Origin of the sequence: Candidatus Merdisoma sp. JLR.KK006 (genome assembly GCF_036941035.1) — a bacterium.
Classification (GTDB): domain Bacteria; phylum Bacillota; class Clostridia; order Lachnospirales; family Lachnospiraceae; genus Laedolimicola.
Map to the genome: position 1 here is coordinate 1 of NZ_JAYMNS010000111.1, position 213 is coordinate 213.

Annotated in this window: 1 protein-coding gene; it reads left to right on the forward strand. The window is 58.2% G+C overall.

Annotated features, from left to right (window positions below):
• Positions 1-213, forward strand: a 213-nt coding sequence (locus VSQ61_RS22810; RefSeq protein ID WP_334346596.1) for a hypothetical protein, incomplete at both ends; no start/stop codon positions are given.

The following is a 213-nucleotide window of genomic DNA, read 5'->3' on the forward strand; positions in this document are numbered from 1 at the left end:
GGACGGCAACATCGTGAATCCGGGCGGCCACATGCCACCGGGACTGAACAGGGGAGAAAAGGGAGAGAAGCCCGACAATCCCAACAAGCCCACAAAGCCGGACAACCCGGGAACCGAGGATAATACGGACAAGCAGGCGAACAAGGCCAACAAGGGAACCCACAAGTATACCTACGATGAGCTGAACCGCATGACCACCAGCAGCATCGCAGG